This window comes from Roseomonas sp. F4, assembly GCF_053891155.1.
This window is the reverse complement of record NZ_JBSSHK010000002.1, coordinates 70,417-86,982: the sequence shown is the minus strand read 5'-3', so window position 1 is coordinate 86,982 and position 16,566 is coordinate 70,417. Positions and strand designations below refer to the sequence as shown.

Genomic DNA, 16,566 nt, shown 5'->3' with positions numbered 1-16,566 from the left:
GCTATTTGTTTTTGCGGCTGCGGATCAGCAGCCAGCTCATGATGGCGAGATTCACCGCGTTCCAGCCGATGCCATTCAGGAAGGCCATGGCGTAGCTGCCGGTCCAGTCGAAGACGAGGCCGGACAGCCAGCCGCCCAGCGCCATGCCCAGCAGCGTCGCCATCAGCACGATGCCGACCCGCGTGCCGGCCTGGCGCGCCGGAAAATACTCCCGCACCACAACCGCATAGCTCGGCACGATGCCGCCCTGGAACAGGCCGAACAGGGCCGAGATCAGGTAGAGCGACACCAGGCTGTCGAAGAACAGGTAGAAGGCCAGCGCCACCGCCTGCAGCAGCGACCCCAGCAGCAGTGTCGCCAGCCCGCCGATCCTGTCCGCGATGAAGCCCGATGCGATGCGGGAGACGATGCCGCAGGCCAGCATCAGGGACAGCATCTCCGTCCCCCTTGCCACGCCGTAGCCCAGGTCGCCGCAATAGGCGACGATATGTACCTGCGGCATCGCCATCGCCACGCAACAGCCGACGCCTGCGATACAGAGCAGCGCCGTCAGTGTATTGGGCCGCAGCCCGAGCGGCCGTGCCGCGGCCGGCGGCGGCGCCCCCGCCGCGCGCGGCACCAGGCGCGGCATGGGCGCGCGGGTACGCAGCAGCAGGGCCAAGGGCAGCATGGTGACCAGCAGAGCGAGCCCCACCAGCAGATGCGCCGTCCGCCAGCCCTGCGCCACGATCAGCGCCTGGAGGATCGGCGGCCAGACCGTGCCGGCCAGGTAGTTGCCGGAGGCCGCCAGCGCCACCGCGATGCCGCGCCTTCGCCGGAACCAGAGCGAGGCATCGGCCATCAGCGGCCCGAAGGCGGCGGACGACCCCAGCCCGCCGATCAGCACCCCCTGCGCCAAAGCAAAGGCCATCAGGCTGCCGGCCATCGAGGCCAGCACATAGCCGGCCGAAAGCATCACCGTGCCGAACAGCACCGGCACCATGATGCCGAAGCGGTCCGCGAGCCGGCCCATCAGGATGCCGCCCAGCGCGAAGCCGATCATGGTCAAGGTATAGGGCAGCGAGGCGTCGGCGCGGCTGGCGCCGAATTCCGCCTGCACATGGGGCAGGGCCACCACCACGGTCCACATGCCGGCGCCGCCCAGCGTCGCCAGTCCGACGATCGCCGCCAGCCGGATCCAGGCCTGGCGGCTGTCGATCAGCGCCTCCGCCGGGTCGGGCGATTCGGCTGGCGTCACGCCTCCGGCCCGAAGGTGGCGAATTCGGCCAGCGGCTCGCGCTCCGTCACCAGCCGGTTCACCGCGGCCTCGGGGTCGGCGAAGCCGAGCGACATGCCGCAGACCAGAACCTGATCCTCGCGGAGGCCCAGCACCCGGCGGACGATGTCGTGATGGTCGCACCAGGCGGCCTGGGGGCAGGTATCCAGGCCCAGCCCCCGCGCGGCCAGCATGACGGATTGCAGGAACATGCCGTAATCCAGCCAGGACCCCTGTTCCATGTCGCGGTCGATGGTGAAGAACAGCCCGACCGGCGCGTCGAAGAAGTCGAAGTTCCGCAGCCGCTGCGCCAGCCCCGCCGCCCGGTCGCCGCGCGCCACGCCCGCCAGCTCGTAAAGCCCGAAGCCGCAGGCGCGGCGGCGCGCCTGATAAGGCTCCCGCCACTGGCGCGGATAGTAATGGTATTCGCGGGGCGCCAGAGCACCCGCCGCATGGGCCGCGCGCACCGCCGCCGCCAGCCGCGCCCGCTCCGCCCCCTGCGTCACCCGCACATGCCAGGGCTGGATATTGGAACCGGAGGGGGCGCGGGCGGCGGCTTCCAGCAGGCGCTCCAGCGTGGCGCGCGGCACCGGGTCCGGCCGGAAGCCGCGGATGGACCGGCGGCTGGCCAGGGCCTCGAACACATCCATGTGAGGCGTTGTCCTTCTCGCGCCACGTCGGGCGGCGTTATCCCTTTGTTCATCCTGCGGTGGGGACCGGCCCGGCGCAACCCGTTCACCTGTGGGTAATTATTTAGACCAGTGTGGGTAAATTATTCATCTTTCACACCATAGGGTTGATGAAGCAGGATGCGCGCCATGCGCCGTTCCTCATTGCTTACCGCCGTCTTCGCCATGCCCGGCCTCACCCTGCCGGGCTTCGCCGCCGCGCAGGCCACGGATGCCCGACCCCAGGGCGGCGCTGTGGTGGCCGGCCAGGCCAGCATCAGCCAGACCGCCAGCCGCACCCAGGTGCAGCAGACGACGGACCGCGCCGTGCTGGAATGGCAGTCCTTCAATGTCGGCGCGAACCATCAGGTTGATATCCGCCAGCCCGCCGCGACATCCTGGTCGCTGAACCGGGTCACCGGCCCCGACCCCTCCGCCATCGCCGGGCGGGTCACCAGCAATGGCGGCGTGGCGCTGGTGAACCCCAATGGCGTGCTGTTCCATCAGGGCGCGCAGGTGGATGTCGGCGCGCTGATCGCCACCACGGCCGACACGGCCAACCGCGCCTTCATGGAAGGGCGGATGAATTTCGACCGCCCCTCCCCCCGCCCCGGCGCCCGGGTGGAAAATCGCGGCCGCATCACCGTGGCCGATCGCGGACTCGCGGCACTGGTCGCCCCTGAAGTGGCCAATTCCGGCATCATCCAGGCCCGGCTCGGCCGCGTCGCCTTGGCGGGCGGGGAGGCCTTCGCCCTCGATCTCGCCGGGGATGGGCTGCTGTCGCTGGATGTGACGCAGCAGGTCCGCAGCGCCCCCAATGGCGCCACCGCCCTCGTCACCCAGACCGGCACGATCGAGGCGGAGGGCGGATCGGTGCTGCTCACCGCCGCCGCCGTCTCCGGCGTGCTGGAGACGCTGGTGCAGTCCGGCGGCAGCATCAGCGCCCGGCAGGTGGCCCTGCGGACGGAAGGCGGCGGCTTGCGCATCGATGGCGCCCTGGCCGCCCAGACCATCGAGGCGACGGCCAGCGGCACCGTGCAGGTCGCCGGCACAGCCCGGCTGCGCGCCGCGCCCGGTGGGCAAGTGACGCTCGGCGCCGGGGCCGAGAGCCGCCTCGGCCAGCCCCGCCGCCTGTCCGCCCGCACCCTGGTGGAACGCGGCGCGGAGATCGAGGCGCCCGGCGGCACCGTCATTGTCCATGCCGCCGAACGCACCGAAATGCGCGGCACCATCCGCGCCGAGGGCGGCGCCATCGAGGTGTCGTCCCGCGGTGCGCTGGCGCTGGATGGCGTGATGCAGGCCGGCGAGGGCGGCCAGGTGCTGGTGGACCCGGAGACGCTGCGCATCGTCGCCACCCTCAGCGGCGCCACCGAACCGGCCGAGATCACCGCCAGCGCCATCGCCGCCGTCACCGGAAGCCTGACCTTGCAGGCGGAACGGACGATCCGTGTGGAGACGGCGGTCAACAAGACCTCCGGCCCGCTGACGCTGGAGACCACCAACACCACCGCCGCGGCCGGCGAGGGCATCCAGATCCTCCGCGGCCTGACGGTGACCGGCGACCTGATCCTGCGCTCCGCCGGGGACATCACCCAGAGCAGCACCGGCGCGCTGAATGTAGGCACGCTGGAGGCGCATAGCAGCGGCGGGATGGTGCGGCTGAACCAGGCCAATAACAGCATCCGCGCCATCGCCGGCGGCAGCGCCGCGACGCGCTTCGACCTCAGCAGCCGGCTGGCGATGACGGTGGATGGCGCGCTGACCGCGGCCGATATCTCGCTGGACACCTTGCAGACCATCGGGCTTTTCGCGCCGATCACGGCCAGCGGGGCACTGGACCTGATCGCGCTGCGCGGCGTGACGCAGCAGCCGACCGGCGCCGCCGTTTCGGCCGGGCTGCTGCGGCTGGACTCGGCCTTGGGCGAAGTCAGCCTGCAAGGCGCGGGCAATCGCATCGCCCAGCTCGGCGATTCCTTCGTGCCGCGCGGCCTGTCGCTGCTGAACGGCCAGGGGCTGGAGGTGGTGGGCGGCATCAATGCCGGGCCGCTGCTGCTGGATATCCGGGGCGGCGACCTGACCCAGGCGGCCAATTCCCGGGTGATCTCCGAAAGCCTGAATGTTCAGGTGCTGGACGGTTCGGTGCGGCTGGATGGCCCGCAGAACGGGATCGCGGAGCTTTATGGCCGGGCCGGCGACGTGCTGCATATCGCCAGCCAGGGCAACCTGCTGATCGCCGCCGCGCTGGCAGCGCCCGAGGTCACGCTGAACATCGGCGGCAACATCGCCCTGGACCAGGGCGGCCGGCTGACCACGCTGCGGCTTAACCTCGATGCCGCCGGCAGCGTGACCCTCGTCGATCCCCAGAACGCCATCACCAGCCTCGGCACGCTGCGCAGCGATGGCGCGCTGGCCCTGTCCACCAATGGTGGGCTGACGGTGGAAGGCAGCGTCACCGCGCCCTCCATCCGCCTGAGTGCCGGCGGCGCCCTGCTGGCCGGGATGGGCAGCGCCCTGGTGACCGATCTTCTGACGCTGCAAGGCAGCAGCGTGCGGGTGGAGGGGACCGGCCACAGCTTCGGCCGGCTCGGCGCCGGTGGCGCCAGCGGGGACTTCCGGGTCGCCGCCCCCGGCGCGCTGCGGGTGGAGGGCGCCCTGACGGTGGGCGGGGCGCTGGTGCTGGAAGCTGCCTCGCTCGCCCTGGATGCCACGGTGGGTGCCGGCAGCGCCACGCTGCGCGCCAGCGCCGGCGACATCACCCAGACCGCCGCCTTGACCACTGGCGCGCTGCTGGCCGAGGCGCCGGCCGGTTCCGTGGTGCTGGAGGCGGTGGGCAATCGCGCCACCCAGATCGCCGGCCAGGCCGCGGGCCAGTACCGCTTCGCCGGCAGCGGCGATGCCGTGCTGGGGGATCTTTCGGCCGCCGAGGTGGCGCTGCGCCTGACCGGCAGCCTCACCCAGAACCCCCTCGCCGCCGCCGGGCTGCGCACCGGCCTGCTGAGCCTCGACCTCGGTGGGCGGGCGGAGCTGCGCGCCGCCGCCAATAGCATTGCCAGCCTTGGTGACGTGACCGCGCCGCTGGGTCTGGCGCTGGCCACCGATGGCGCGCTGAGCCTGACCGGGCCGGTCGCGACCAATGGCGAGGCCTGGTTCAACACGCCGCTCGGCCTCAGCCAGACCAGCGGCGGCCGCCTCTCGGCGGGGCTGCTGACGGTGAATGCCGGCAGCGGCGACATCACCTTGGAAAATGGCGGCAACAGCCTGCCACGCATCGGCGCGCTGACGGCGGGCGGCGACATCCGGCTGGTGACCGCCGGCACCATGGCGCTGGAAGCACCGATCACCGGTCAGAACCTCGTCTCCCTGCTGGCCGGTGACAGCCTGACCCAGGCGGCGACTGGCGCCGGCATCACCGCGCCGATGATCCAGGCGCGCTCGATCTTCGGCAGTGTTTCGCTCTGGGGCACGGGCAATCTGCTGGGCGCGGTTGGCGCCAGCGGCGCGGCGGGCGATTTCGCCCTGGCGCAGGAGGGGCTTTTCGCCCTGGCCCTGGCCGGGCCGGTGGCGGCACCCAACCTCGCCTTCCGCACCGAAAGCGGGCTGTCCGACCTGGCCGGCGGATCCCTGCGCGGCGCGAGCCTGACGCTGGAAACCGCCGGGCCGGTGCGGCTGGACGCGGCGGGGCGGCATTCCATCAACGCGGTGGGTGGACAGGCGGGCAGCCTGGCCCTGGCGGTGGACGGCCCCTTGCAGGTGACGGCGGCGTTGGACGCGCCGGGCGCGCTGAGCTTGTCGGCCAGTTCGCTCGACATCCTCGCGCCCGTCTCCACCAGCACCGCGCAGTTGGAAGCGACGTCGGGCGATATCACCCAGACGATGCGTGGCGCGGGCCTTTCGGCCACGCTCCTCTCCGCCCGGGCGCTGAACGGGCAGGTGCTGCTGGATGGGCAGGGCAACCAGGTGGCGGCGCTGGGCCAGGGCGCGGCGCTGGGCGTCTTCGCCCTGGCGCAGGAAGGCAGCGCGCCGCTGCGCCTGACCGGCGACCTGACGGCCGGCACGCTGTATCTGCGGGCGGGGGCGGGCATCGTGGACAGCCCGGGCATGACCCTCTCGGCCGGGCTGCTGCGGATGGACACGCCCGGCGCCGTGGATTTCTCCAACACCCATGCGGTGAATCGCCTCGGTGGGCAGGTCGGCGCGCTGCGCATGGCCAGCGCCGGCGCCCTGGCGCTGGACGAGGCCCTGGATGTCGCCGGGGTGCTCGACCTGTCCGCCACCACGCTGCATCTCGCCGCCCCCCTGCGGGCCGGCGCGGCGACGCTGGTGGCGCGGGAGGGTGACATCACCCAGGCGGCGAGCGGCGCCGGGCTGCAGGTTGGCGCCGCGGGGCTGAGCCTGTCCGCCGCCGGATCGGTGATGCTGGAAGGCGTGGGCAACAGCCTGCCGCTGCTGCGCGCCGCCAGTGCCGGCGGCACTCTGGGTATTCTGGCCGATGGGGCGATGACCCTGGGCGGCACCGCCAGCGGCAGCGAGGTGGTGCTGCGCGCCGCCGGACCGCTGCGGCTGGATGGCGCGGTGCTGGAGGCTGATCGGGCCGTGCTGCTGGCCAGCCCGCAGGGCTTCACCGCCGGCGCCGCCAGCCGGCTGGTGGCGCGAGATTCGGCGCAACTGCCGCTGCTGCTGCTGGACAGCCGGGCCAATGGGCTCTCCGCCATTCCCGCCGGGCTGCAACCCGACCAGCCGGGCCTGACCCCGGCGCAGCAGTCGACGCAGCTGGCCAGCTTCGGCCCGGTACAGGCAGCACCCGGCGGCTCCGCGGTGTTCGACCTGAATGCGGGCGCCTCGCCGGTCTTCCTGCTGCTGGATGGCGGCTCCGCCCTCGGTACGGTCGAGGCCGGGCGGCTCGGCCTGCTGGCCCAGGGCGGCTCCGCCTTCATCCTGGGCGTGCTGGGCGGGGTGGGCGGGGAGGCTGCGGCGCAGCTTGTCTCGGTTCCGGCCTCCGGCAGCAGCTACCAGTTCAACAACTGCGTCATGGGCTCCGCCTTCTGTTCCGGCGCGCCGCCGGTGCAGCCGGAGATCCCGGTCGATCCGCCCGTGGTCACGCCGCCGGTGGTGGAACCGCCCGTGGTGGAAATTCCGATCGAGCCGCCGGTGGTGACGCCGCCGGTGCTGGTCTCCCTCAGCCTCGCCTTGCCGGCGGCGGATACGGCGCCCCGGCTGGTCGAATGGGACCTCCGCCACAGCGTGCCCACCATGCTGCTGCCGCAGCGGCGCGAGGATGATGAGGAGGAGGAGTAGCCGCCTGCCCCCTCAGCGCCAGTTCGCCAGCCCCTCCATCAGGCCGCGCAGCATCCCCGCGCCTTCCGCCACGCCGTCCATCCGCAGCGGCCGGCCCGCCGCATTACCAGGGGCGGTGGCGAAGGCGGCGCGGTCCTGTGCCAGTTCGGCGGCGGAAAGCCGGCCGTCGCCGTCATAGTCCAGGCTTTCCACCAGCAGCCGCGCGGCGGCGAGGCCCGCCAGACCGCCGACGCCGAGCGTCGCCACCATGGCCTCCTGCCCCGCGCCTTCCTGCACCGCCGCCAGCCAGGCGGCGCCGCGCAGCAGCCGGGCGATTTCGGCGGAGGAGAGCAGCCGGTCGCCGCTGACATCGCCCTGAGCCAGGATGGCGGCGGCGCAGGCACCCGGGGTGCCGCTGCCGCAGCCGGCCTCCAGATGTTCCAGCGCCGTCAGGAAGGCCGCGCCTTCGCCATGCAGGGCGGCGAGCGCCACGGGCGGGGCGGCGCAGCGGTGCCAGGCCTCGACCTCCGTGTCGCCGGGCAGGCGGTCGTCACGCAGCTTGGCGTCGGGCTCCGCCGTCTCCAGCCCCGAAGCGGCGGGGCGCAGCAGCAGGCGCGGCGCGGTGGGGCCGCCGGCGGTGCCGAGGCTCCAGCCTTCCAGCGCCCGCATCTCGCGAAAGCGGAACAGCTGGGATGAATCCTGCTGCACCCGCGCCACAGCGCGCGGCGTGACCAGCAGCATCGTCTCCGGATCGGCGCAGTCGCCGAGGAACCAGGCGCCGCGCAGCGGCTCGGCCAATCCCTGGTCCAACCCCTGGGCCCGCACGGGGGCGCAGGCCAGCAGCAGGGCGGTGGCGATCGCCCAGGCCTGCTTTCCAAAGCATGTCATGGCAGCGCGATCTCCTGCTCCTCGCACAGATCCACGCCGGGGCGCGTCACCTCCCGCCCATCGCGGAACACCGCGACGAGATCGGCGCGGCAGGCATCGCCATCGGGCAGGTCGAGCGCCAGCGTTTCACCCACGCCGAGCACATCGGCGCCCAGCCGGTCCGCCCCGCGCGGTTCGCCGGGCGGGGCGGCGTAAAGCTCCACGATGGGCAGCGTGCCGGCATTGCGCAGCGTCAACTGGGCGGCGACCGGGGCGGATTCCGCCGCGGACATGGCCGGAGCCTGCTCGCCCACCACCCAGCCGGGGGTGAGCAGGATGCGCGGGGTGGCGCAGACATCCACCTCCCGCCGCTCCTCCGCCCCGCCATTGGGGAAGACGATGCGCAGATCGACCACGCAGTCGCCCCGCACCTCCAGCTCTGTCTCCTCGCCCACCGCCAACGGGCCGGTGGCGGCCAGGCGGTCAGGACCCCAGTCACCGTCATTGCTGGCGGCGGCATAGGCCTCCTGCACCGCCGCCCGGTGGCGGTTGGCCAGGACAAGGGAATGGCTGGGGCGAGGAATGCCGCTGCGGTCGAAGACCACGCCGCGCTCGGCGCAGAGGTCGAAGGCGGGCTTCACCTCCTCCAGGTCATCCGCATAGACGGCGCGCAGGTCGAAGACGCAGGCGCGGGTGCGGATGCGCAGACGGAAACCCTCCCCGGGCTCCACCACCTCCGTGCCCAGCCGGTCCGGACCCCAGCCTTCCGCGCTGTTGGGGGCGGCGTAGAATTCCCGCAGCACCATCTCCGACCGATTGGCCACGGCCGCCTCCAGCGTCGGCATGGCGGGGTCGCCGAAGATCAGGCGCTGGTTGCGGCAGATGTTGAAGGCGCCGCGCGGCTCCTCCCGCCCATCCTGCCAGACGGCGATGACATCGAAGACGCAGACGGATTGCCGGCCGAGCCGGACGCGCGCGGTGGTGCCCGGCGCCACCACCTCACTGCCCAGCCGGTCAGGTCCCCGATCGGTCTGGCCCGGCGGGAACAGGTACAGGAAATGCAGCGCGAGATCGGTCTCGTTCTGCACCATCAACTGGCGGTTCTGCGCCGTCTGCTGCGCCAGCGCAGGGCCGAAGGCCAGGGCGAAGGCAAGGACCGCGCAGGCGAAAACCGGGGCGCAGGCGCGCAAGAACGGCAACGGGGCCGGAACACCGCGCATCAGAACCCAAATCCCTTCTGGATGGCTCAAGAATGCGGAGTGGCGCGCCGCCGCGCAAGACCTGCGTTCAGCTCTGCATCGCCTCCGCCGTCACCTTCGGCCGCAGCAGCGCATAGGCCACCAGGATCAGGGCGATCAGCGTGCCGGCCAGGGCCGGGGCGCGCCAGTCGCCGGTGCCCAGCCGGTTCAGCAGCAGCGCGCCGCAGATCAGGGCACCGGCCGCCGGCACCGGCCAGGGCACCTCGAAGCCGCCCTTCTTCTCCCCAGGCCGGCGCTGCAACACCAGCAGCGCCACATTCACCACGGTGAAGACCGCGAGCAGCAGCAGCACGGTGGCGGCGGCGAGCTGGCTGATATCGCCCACCAGTATCAGCGCCACCAGCACCGGCAGCAGCGCCAGAGTCGCCACATGCGGCGTACGGCGCCCCGCATGCACGGCCGCCAGCGCCTTCGGCATCAGCCCCTGCCGCGCCATGCCGAACAGCAGGCGAGAGGCGGTGACGTAGTTCAGCAGCGCGGTATTGGCCACGGCGAAGACGGTGATGGCGACGTAGAACCAGCCCGGCGCCCAGGGCGCGGCGCGGGCCATCACCTCCGCCAGCGGCCCCGGCGCCGCCGCCAACTCCCGCCAGGGCACCACGGACACGGCGGTGACCGCCACGGCGATGTACAGCACCGTCGCCACCAGCATGGCGCCGATGATGCCGAAGGGCAGGGTCCGGCGCGGGTCGCGCGCCTCCTCCGCCACATTGATCGTGTCCTCGAAGCCGATGAAGGCGAAGAAGGTCAGGATCGCGCCGGTCATCAGGAAGGACAGGCCGATGCCATCGGCGCTTGGCGTCTCCAACAGGTCGGCGCTGCCCCAATAGGGAATGCCCACGGCGATCACCAGCAGCAGCCCGGCCGCCTCCACCGTGGTGCAGACGATATTTGCCCACATGCTTTCCTGGATGCCGCGCAGCACGATGCCGCAGATGATCAGCAGGAAGCCCAGCGCCAGCACGATGGCCGGCACGCCATCCAGCCCCGCCAGCCGCAGCAGGTTCTCCGCCACCACCCGCGACTGGGTGGCGACGGAGGACAGGCCGGAGGCCATGACCGCCAGCCCGACCACCCAGGTCAGCAATGGCCGGGCGAAGGCGCGCTGGGTGATGGTCGCGGCGCCGCCCGCCTGCGGGTAGCGACTGCCGAGCGAGGCATAGGACAGGCCGGTGAGCAGCGCCGCCACCATCGCCACCAGGAAGCCGAGCCAGATGGCCGAGCCCAGCTCCCCCGCCGCGCGGCCCACCAGCCCGTAGATGCCGGCGCCCAGCATGCCGCCGAGGGTGTAGGCGAAGAGCTGGAAGGGACCGATGCTGCGCGCCAGGGTGGGTTCGGCGGCCGGCCGGTCGGGAATGTCGGTGGCGGAGGATGCGGACATGCGGCGGAACTCCTTCACCCACCAGGACGCGTGACGAATAGGCAAGGTTCCGCTACCCCGTGGCTCGCGGCGCGTTCCCCGCCTTCCGGCGCGACGGAAGGCTGATTAAGCTGTTCTCCGGAATGCGCCCACAGGAGGAAACATGACAAGCCGACGTACCCTGATCGCCGCGACAGCGGGCCTGGCCACGGCCGGTCTGCTCGGCCGCTCCGCCTCGGCGCAGCAGCGCTTCGAGAGCCTCTTCGTCTTCGTCCCCGCCGGCCCCGGCGGCGGCTGGGATGGGCTTGGCCGCGCGCTGGAGCAGGCCTCCCGCGCTGCCGGCCTGGTCGGCAGCTTCCAGTTCGAGAATGTCGGCGGCGCCGGCGGCATGGTTGGTCTGCCGCGCTTCATCAGCCAGCGCCGCGGTCGCCCGAACGCCCTGATGGTGGGCGGCGCCGTGATGGTGGGCGCCGGCATCACCAACCGCACCCCGGTCAGCATCCGCGACGTGGTGCCGATCGCGCGCATGACGACGGAGCCGGGCATCATCGTGGTGCCGGCGAACAGCGAGTTGCAGACGCTGGCCGACTTCACCAATGCGCTGAAGGCGAACCCCGGCGGCGTCGCGGTGGCCGGTGGCAGCGCCGGCGGCATCGACCACATCATCCTTGGCCTGATGCTGAAGTCGCTCGGCCGCAATGCCCGCGAAGCCAGCTACGTGGCCTTCGCCGGCGGCGGCCCGGCCCAGGCGGCGATCCTCGGCGCGCAGGTGAAGGCCGGCATTTCCGGCGTTTCCGAATTCAGCGAGCAGGTGAAGGCCGGCCGCATGCGGGCCCTGGCCACCACCGGGGAGACGCGCAGCCTGGACGGCGTGCCGACGCTGAAGGAAAGCGGCATCGACATCGTCATGGGCAATTGGCGCGGCCTGTTCGGCGCCCCCGGCATCAATGCGGCGCAGACCCGCGCGCTGGTGGATTACGTCACCGCCGTGCACGCGGCCCCGGCCTGGCAGGAAATCCTGACCACCCGCGGCTGGGATGACGCCTTCCTGGTGGGCGACGCCTTCGCCCAGTTCCTGACCCGCGATCACAGCGAGACGGAACAGGTTCTGCGCGACATCGGCCTCGCCACCTGATGCCGAACAGCACGGCCCGCCGTGGCCCCGACCTTGCCGCGGCGCTGTTCGTGCTGGCGGTCGGCCTGCTCGCCGCCTGGCAAACTGCCATCATCCCGACCTCGCCGATCTATGCGCAGGTCGGGCCGAAGTTTGTTCCGGCCCTCGTCGCCGCGGTGCTGGTCGTGCTGGGCGCCGGCCTCACCATCGTGGCGCTGCGCCGCGGCTGGTCGCAGGACATCGAGGAATTGCAGGATGCGGCGCCGCTGAATATGCGCGCGCTGGGCCTGCTGCTGGCCGGGCTGCTGGCGAACCTGGTGCTGATCGAGCCCTTCGGCTTCACCATCGCCGCCACCGCGCAATTCGTGCTGGTGGCCGCCGCCTTCGGCTCCCGCGCCATTCTGCGCAACTTGATCATCGCCTTCATCGTCTCGCTGACCGCCTACGGGCTTTTCGTGAAGGGGCTCGGCGTGAATATCGGCGCGGGCGTGGTGGAAACACTGGTCTTCGGAGATCCCGGCTGATGGGGGCGATCGAGGGCCTGACACTCGGCTTCAGCCATGCGCTGAGCCTGTCCAACCTGGGCTGGGCGCTGCTCGGCTGCTTCCTCGGCACCGCCATCGGCGTGCTGCCCGGCATCGGCCCGGCGCTGACCATCGCGCTGCTGCTGCCGATCACCTTCAGCGTCTCCGCCACCGGCGCCTTCATCCTGTTCTGCGGCATCTTCTATGGCGCGATGTATGGCGGCTCCACCACCTCCATCCTGCTGAACACGCCGGGGGAATCGGGGTCGATCATCACCGCGCTCGAAGGGGCGAAGATGGCGAAGAACGGCCGCGCCGGGCCGGCACTCGCCACCTCCGCCATCGGCAGCTTCGTGGCCGGCACCGTGGGGACCATCGGCATCGCCTTCCTCGGGCCGGTCGTCGTCGAGCTGGCCCTGAAGCTTGGCCCGGCCGAGTACTTCATGCTGATGGTGCTGTGCTTCGTCACCGTCTCCGCCGTGCTCGGCGGGTCCGCGCTGCGCGGGCTGACCAGCCTGGGCTTCGGGCTGCTGCTGGGGCTGGTGGGGGTGGACCTGCAGACCGGCCAGCCCCGCCTGACCTTCGGCGTGCCGGAATTGCTGGATGGCGTGAACGTCGTGCTCGTCGCCGTCGCGCTGTTTGCGGTGGGGGAGACGCTGTACCTCGCCTGGCGCTACGTCGAAGGCCCGGTCGAGGTGCGCCATGTCGGCAGCATCATGATGAGCAAGTCCGACTGGAAGCGCTCCTTCTGGCCCTGGATTCGCGGCGCCGGCCTCGGCTTTCCCTTCGGCGTCATGCCGGCCGGTGGCACCGAGATGCCGACCATGCTGAGCTACTTCCTGGAACGGAAGCTGGTGCGCCCGGAACATGAGAAGGAATTCGGCACCACCGGCGCCATCGAGGGCGTGGCCGGCCCGGAAGCGGCGAACAATGCCGCGGCCGCGGGCGTGCTGGTGCCGATGCTGACTCTGGGCCTGCCGACCAGCGCGACGGCCGCCATCATGCTGTCCGCCTTCCAGTCCTATGGCATCCAGCCCGGGCCGCTGCTGTTCACCAGCCAGGCCGATCTGGTCTGGACCCTGATCGCCAGCCTGTTCATCGCCAATGTCATGCTGGTGGTGCTGAACCTGCCGCTGGTCGGCCTCTGGGCGCGCATCCTCAAAATCCCGCAGCCGCAGCTCTATGCCGGCATCCTGGTCTTCGCGACCATCGGCACCTACGGCATCAGCAATTCCGTGATCGACCTGGTGCTGCTCTATGGCATCGGCATCATCGCCATGTTCATGCGCCGCTTCGACTTCCCCGTGGCGCCGGTGGTCATCGGCATGATCCTCGGCCCGATGGCCGAACAGGCGATGCGCCAGGCCCTGACCATCAGCCAGGGCGACTGGACCGTCTTTGTCACGCGGCCGATCAGCCTGGTGATTCTACTGATCGCCATCCTCGCCCTGGCCGGCCCGCATGCCTATGCGGCCTGGCAGCGCCGGCGGCCCAGCGCGGCGTGAGGGAAGGGAGGGCCCTTCGCCCTCCCCGCCCCGTCAGGCGAAGCGCAGGTTATCGGGCCGCAGGTCCATGAAGTAGAAGGTGTAGGGCCGCCACTGGATGTTGCGGCGCATCGCGTAGAATTCGCCCGGCTGGTACAGCACCGTGCCCGGTGCCTCATCCTCCCAGGCATCCAGCATGGCCTGGAACAGCACCTTGCGCTTCGCTGGGTCGGTTTCCGCTTCCAGGGCGCGGCCGGCGGCGTTGAAGGCCTCCGTGCTGCGGAAGGCGCCGTTCACCTGGAACCAGCTCGACGGCCCCCAGGAAATCCACAGCCCGCCCAGCGGGTCCGGCAGGCGGGTGGAGTTGGAGTTGTTGCCGATCTGCTGGCCGGCGGCGCGCATCTGCGCGAAGTTCTCCACCACCTGGAGCTTGGCATTGACGCCGACCTCCCGCCACATTTCCACCGCCACCTGCGCGGCGCGCAGCGCATTGGTGTAGTAGTTCGGCATGGTGCGGTAGACGATCTCCTGGCCGTTATAGCCAGCCGCCCGCAGCAGGCGACGGGCGCCGGCCGGGTCGTGGCGCAGCGCGCGGCCTTCGAGGAACATCTGGCCGTATTCCGGGTAGTTGTGGCCCGGCGGCACCACGGCCTTGCCGTCCCACAGCGTGTCCACCAGAAGCTGACGATCCAGCGCCAGGCCCAGCGCCTGCCGAACGCGCTTGTCGCCCATGCCCGGGCCGCGCTCGTCGAAGGTCAGCACGTGGGAATTGGCCAGGACCACGTCGCGCACCACGATGCCCTCCGCCCGGCGCAGCGCGCCGATCTGGTCGGGGGGCACGTTGGTGATGAGGTCCACATCGCCGGCCTGCAACGCCGCCACGCGGGCGGCGAGTTCCGGGATCTGCCGGAACACCACGCCGCGCGCGGTGGGGCGGCCCATCCAATAATCGTCGAAGGCATCCAGCACGATGCGCTGGTCGGCCTGCAGGCTGCGGACCTTGTAGGGGCCGGTGCCGACCGGGGCGCGCGAAAAGCCCTCGAAGCCCAGCTCCTCATAGGCGCGCTTGTTGACGATCCAGCCGCACCAGCTCGCCAGGCGCTGTTCCAGCAACACATCCGGCACGCGGGTGGTGAAGCGGACCGCGTTCTCGCCCACGGCTTCGACACCGGCGAGGGTGGCGAAATAGGACCGGGCTTCGCGCATCAGCGCGTCGGGGCCGAACATGCGCTGGGAGGTGAAGGTGTAGATCACATCCTCCGCCGTCAGCAGGTCGCCATTGTGGAAGCGCACGCCGGGGCGGAGTTGCAGCACCAGGGAGGAGGCGCTTTCGCGTTCCCAGCTCGTGGCCAGATGCGGCTTGAGCGTGGCGCCGCCACCATCCGGGCTGCCGAGGAAGTCACGGCGGATCAGCGTGTCGAAGATCGAATAGGTGACGCGCGTGCCGACATTGGACAGCTCGCGCGCCGGCTCCAGCGTCGGCGGCACTTCCGCCACGCCGATCGTCAGCAGCGGCCTGGTACCGGAGGGGGCCGGCTGGGCAAGGGTGGGACGGTTCTGAATCAGCGCGGGCAGCGCCAAGCCAGCGCCGATCAGGCTGCGGCGGGGAAGCATCATGGCCGGGGACTCCTCGGTATTCGGCGGGGCGGAACCTGCCAAAATTCGATGATGGTCCGGCGACGGTTCGGCGTCGGCGCGATGACGTCGCGCATCTGACGCCAAACCGTCATCGGTACGCAGTCTGGGCGCCGGAGAATGGGCCCTCATCCTACGACGAGGCCTGCGAGACATGCCGCCGATCCGGCTGGTGCATGTGACGGACACGCATCTGTCCGCCACCCACGACTACTTCCGCGACAACTGGGCAGCCTTCCGGGCTGAGATGGCCGCTGCGCCGCCGGACTTCCTGGTGCATGGCGGCGACCTGTCCTTCAACGGGCCGGCGGCGGAGGGCGACCTCGTCTTCGGGGCGGCGGAGCTGGCGCGGCTGGGCCTGCCGTACCGCGTCATCGCCGGCAATCATGATGTGGGGGAGGCACCGGCCTTCTCCCGCCTCGACCAGCCGGTGAATGCGGCGCGACTGGCGGCCTGGCAGCGGCATGTGGGGCCGAGCTGGTGGGTGCAGGACCTTGGCGACTGGCGGCTGGTCGGGCTGGACACGGCGCTGATGGGCAGCGGCCTGGCGGAGGAGGCCGAGCAGGCCGATTTCCTGGCACAGGCGCTGGCCGGGCGAGCGGGGCGGCCGGTGATGGTTTTCGTCCATATGCCGCCCTTCGACGGCGATGTGGCGGAGATCGCCTTCAGCACCTCCGTCATCCCGCATGCGCCGCGCAGCGCGCTGCTGGAGACCTGCGCGGCGGGCGGGGTGAAGGTGATCGCCTGCGGGCATCTGCATGTGTACCGGCGCCTGCGGTATCGCGGCATGGAGATCGTCTGGGCGCCGCCCACCGCCATGGTGGATGTGCGCCGCGGCCTGACCCAGCGCCGTCGCTTCCCGCGGCCGGGCTATGTCGAATGGGTGCTGGACGGCGCGCGGGCCACGCACCGGCTGGTGGAGCCGCCGCGCATGTTCGTCATCGACATGTCGGGCTGGACGCGGCTGAACGGCGGCACCACCACCACCCTGCCGCCCCGCGAAAGCTGAAGCGCCGGGCAGTCGCCCGGAGTGGCTGCCCGGATTTGCGGCGATATTCGCGCCGGCCACGGCTCCAGGCGTGGCCGCGTTCTTGCAAAGTCCCTGTGGCCGGCCGCGCATCCCCGC

11 protein-coding genes are annotated in these 16,566 nt (G+C 71.4%); 5 read left to right on the top strand and 6 right to left on the bottom strand.

Features of this window, described 5'->3' with window-relative positions:
- Window position 1: 1 nt before the first annotated feature.
- Entirely contained in the window at window positions 2–1,237 is a 1,236-nt protein-coding gene (locus tag ACVFYP_RS07825; RefSeq protein WP_499199603.1) for an MFS transporter, read from the bottom strand.
- Complete coding sequence (locus ACVFYP_RS07820; RefSeq protein WP_499199602.1) at window positions 1,234–1,905, bottom strand: nitroreductase; 672 nt, start codon at window positions 1,903–1,905, stop codon at window positions 1,234–1,236. Before ACVFYP_RS07820 ends, ACVFYP_RS07825 begins: the two co-directional genes overlap by 4 nt.
- A 168-nt stretch (window positions 1,906–2,073) precedes the next feature.
- Between ACVFYP_RS07820 and ACVFYP_RS07815 the strand changes: the two genes are divergently transcribed.
- Window positions 2,074–7,218 carry a two-partner secretion domain-containing protein gene (locus tag ACVFYP_RS07815; RefSeq protein WP_499199601.1) on the top strand — a complete coding sequence of 1,715 codons (5,145 nt, stop codon included), beginning with the start codon at window positions 2,074–2,076 and terminating at the stop codon, window positions 7,216–7,218.
- A 12-nt stretch (window positions 7,219–7,230) separates the two neighbouring features.
- Here ACVFYP_RS07815 and ACVFYP_RS07810 read toward each other — a convergent pair whose 3' ends face one another.
- The 3 genes from ACVFYP_RS07810 to ACVFYP_RS07800 form a co-directional block, all read right to left on the bottom strand.
- The gene (locus tag ACVFYP_RS07810) at window positions 7,231–8,085 is read right to left on the bottom strand and encodes a hypothetical protein (protein WP_499199600.1); all 855 of its coding nucleotides are present in this window, start codon (window positions 8,083–8,085) and stop codon (window positions 7,231–7,233) included.
- On the bottom strand, window positions 8,082–9,284 hold the full coding sequence (locus tag ACVFYP_RS07805; RefSeq protein ID WP_499199599.1) for a hypothetical protein: 1,203 nt from the start codon (window positions 9,282–9,284) through the stop codon (window positions 8,082–8,084). Before ACVFYP_RS07805 ends, ACVFYP_RS07810 begins: the two co-directional genes overlap by 4 nt.
- A gap of 67 nt (window positions 9,285–9,351) precedes the next feature.
- Window positions 9,352–10,704: an APC family permease gene (locus ACVFYP_RS07800; protein WP_499199598.1), complete on the bottom strand. Its 1,353-nt coding sequence runs from the start codon at window positions 10,702–10,704 to the stop codon at window positions 9,352–9,354.
- Window positions 10,705–10,846: 142 nt separating this feature from the next.
- Between ACVFYP_RS07800 and ACVFYP_RS07795 the strand changes: the two genes are divergently transcribed.
- Genes ACVFYP_RS07795 through ACVFYP_RS07785 form a run of 3 tightly spaced genes read left to right on the top strand, consistent with a single transcriptional unit; the run spans window position 10,847 to window position 13,826 of the window.
- The gene (locus ACVFYP_RS07795; RefSeq protein ID WP_499199597.1) at window positions 10,847–11,818 is read left to right on the top strand and encodes a Bug family tripartite tricarboxylate transporter substrate binding protein; all 972 of its coding nucleotides are present in this window, start codon (window positions 10,847–10,849) and stop codon (window positions 11,816–11,818) included.
- A complete protein-coding gene (locus ACVFYP_RS07790; protein ID WP_499199596.1) occupies window positions 11,818–12,321 on the top strand; it encodes a tripartite tricarboxylate transporter TctB family protein in 504 nt (167 codons plus the stop codon). Before ACVFYP_RS07795 ends, ACVFYP_RS07790 begins: the two co-directional genes overlap by 1 nt.
- Entirely contained in the window at window positions 12,321–13,826 is a 1,506-nt protein-coding gene (locus ACVFYP_RS07785; protein WP_499199595.1) for a tripartite tricarboxylate transporter permease, read from the top strand. The genes ACVFYP_RS07790 and ACVFYP_RS07785 overlap by 1 nt, the downstream gene beginning before the upstream one ends.
- A gap of 33 nt (window positions 13,827–13,859) precedes the next feature.
- Here the strand turns inward: ACVFYP_RS07785 and ACVFYP_RS07780 are convergent, their stop codons facing one another.
- Window positions 13,860–15,422 (bottom strand): ABC transporter substrate-binding protein, encoded by a 1,563-nt coding sequence (locus ACVFYP_RS07780; protein WP_499199594.1) that lies wholly within the window; start codon window positions 15,420–15,422, stop codon window positions 13,860–13,862.
- 172 nt (window positions 15,423–15,594) lie between these two features.
- On the opposite strand from ACVFYP_RS07780, the gene ACVFYP_RS07775 reads away from it, so the two are divergent.
- Window positions 15,595–16,449 carry a metallophosphoesterase family protein gene (locus tag ACVFYP_RS07775; RefSeq protein WP_499199593.1) on the top strand — a complete coding sequence of 285 codons (855 nt, stop codon included), beginning with the start codon at window positions 15,595–15,597 and terminating at the stop codon, window positions 16,447–16,449.
- Window positions 16,450–16,566 lie beyond the last annotated feature (117 nt).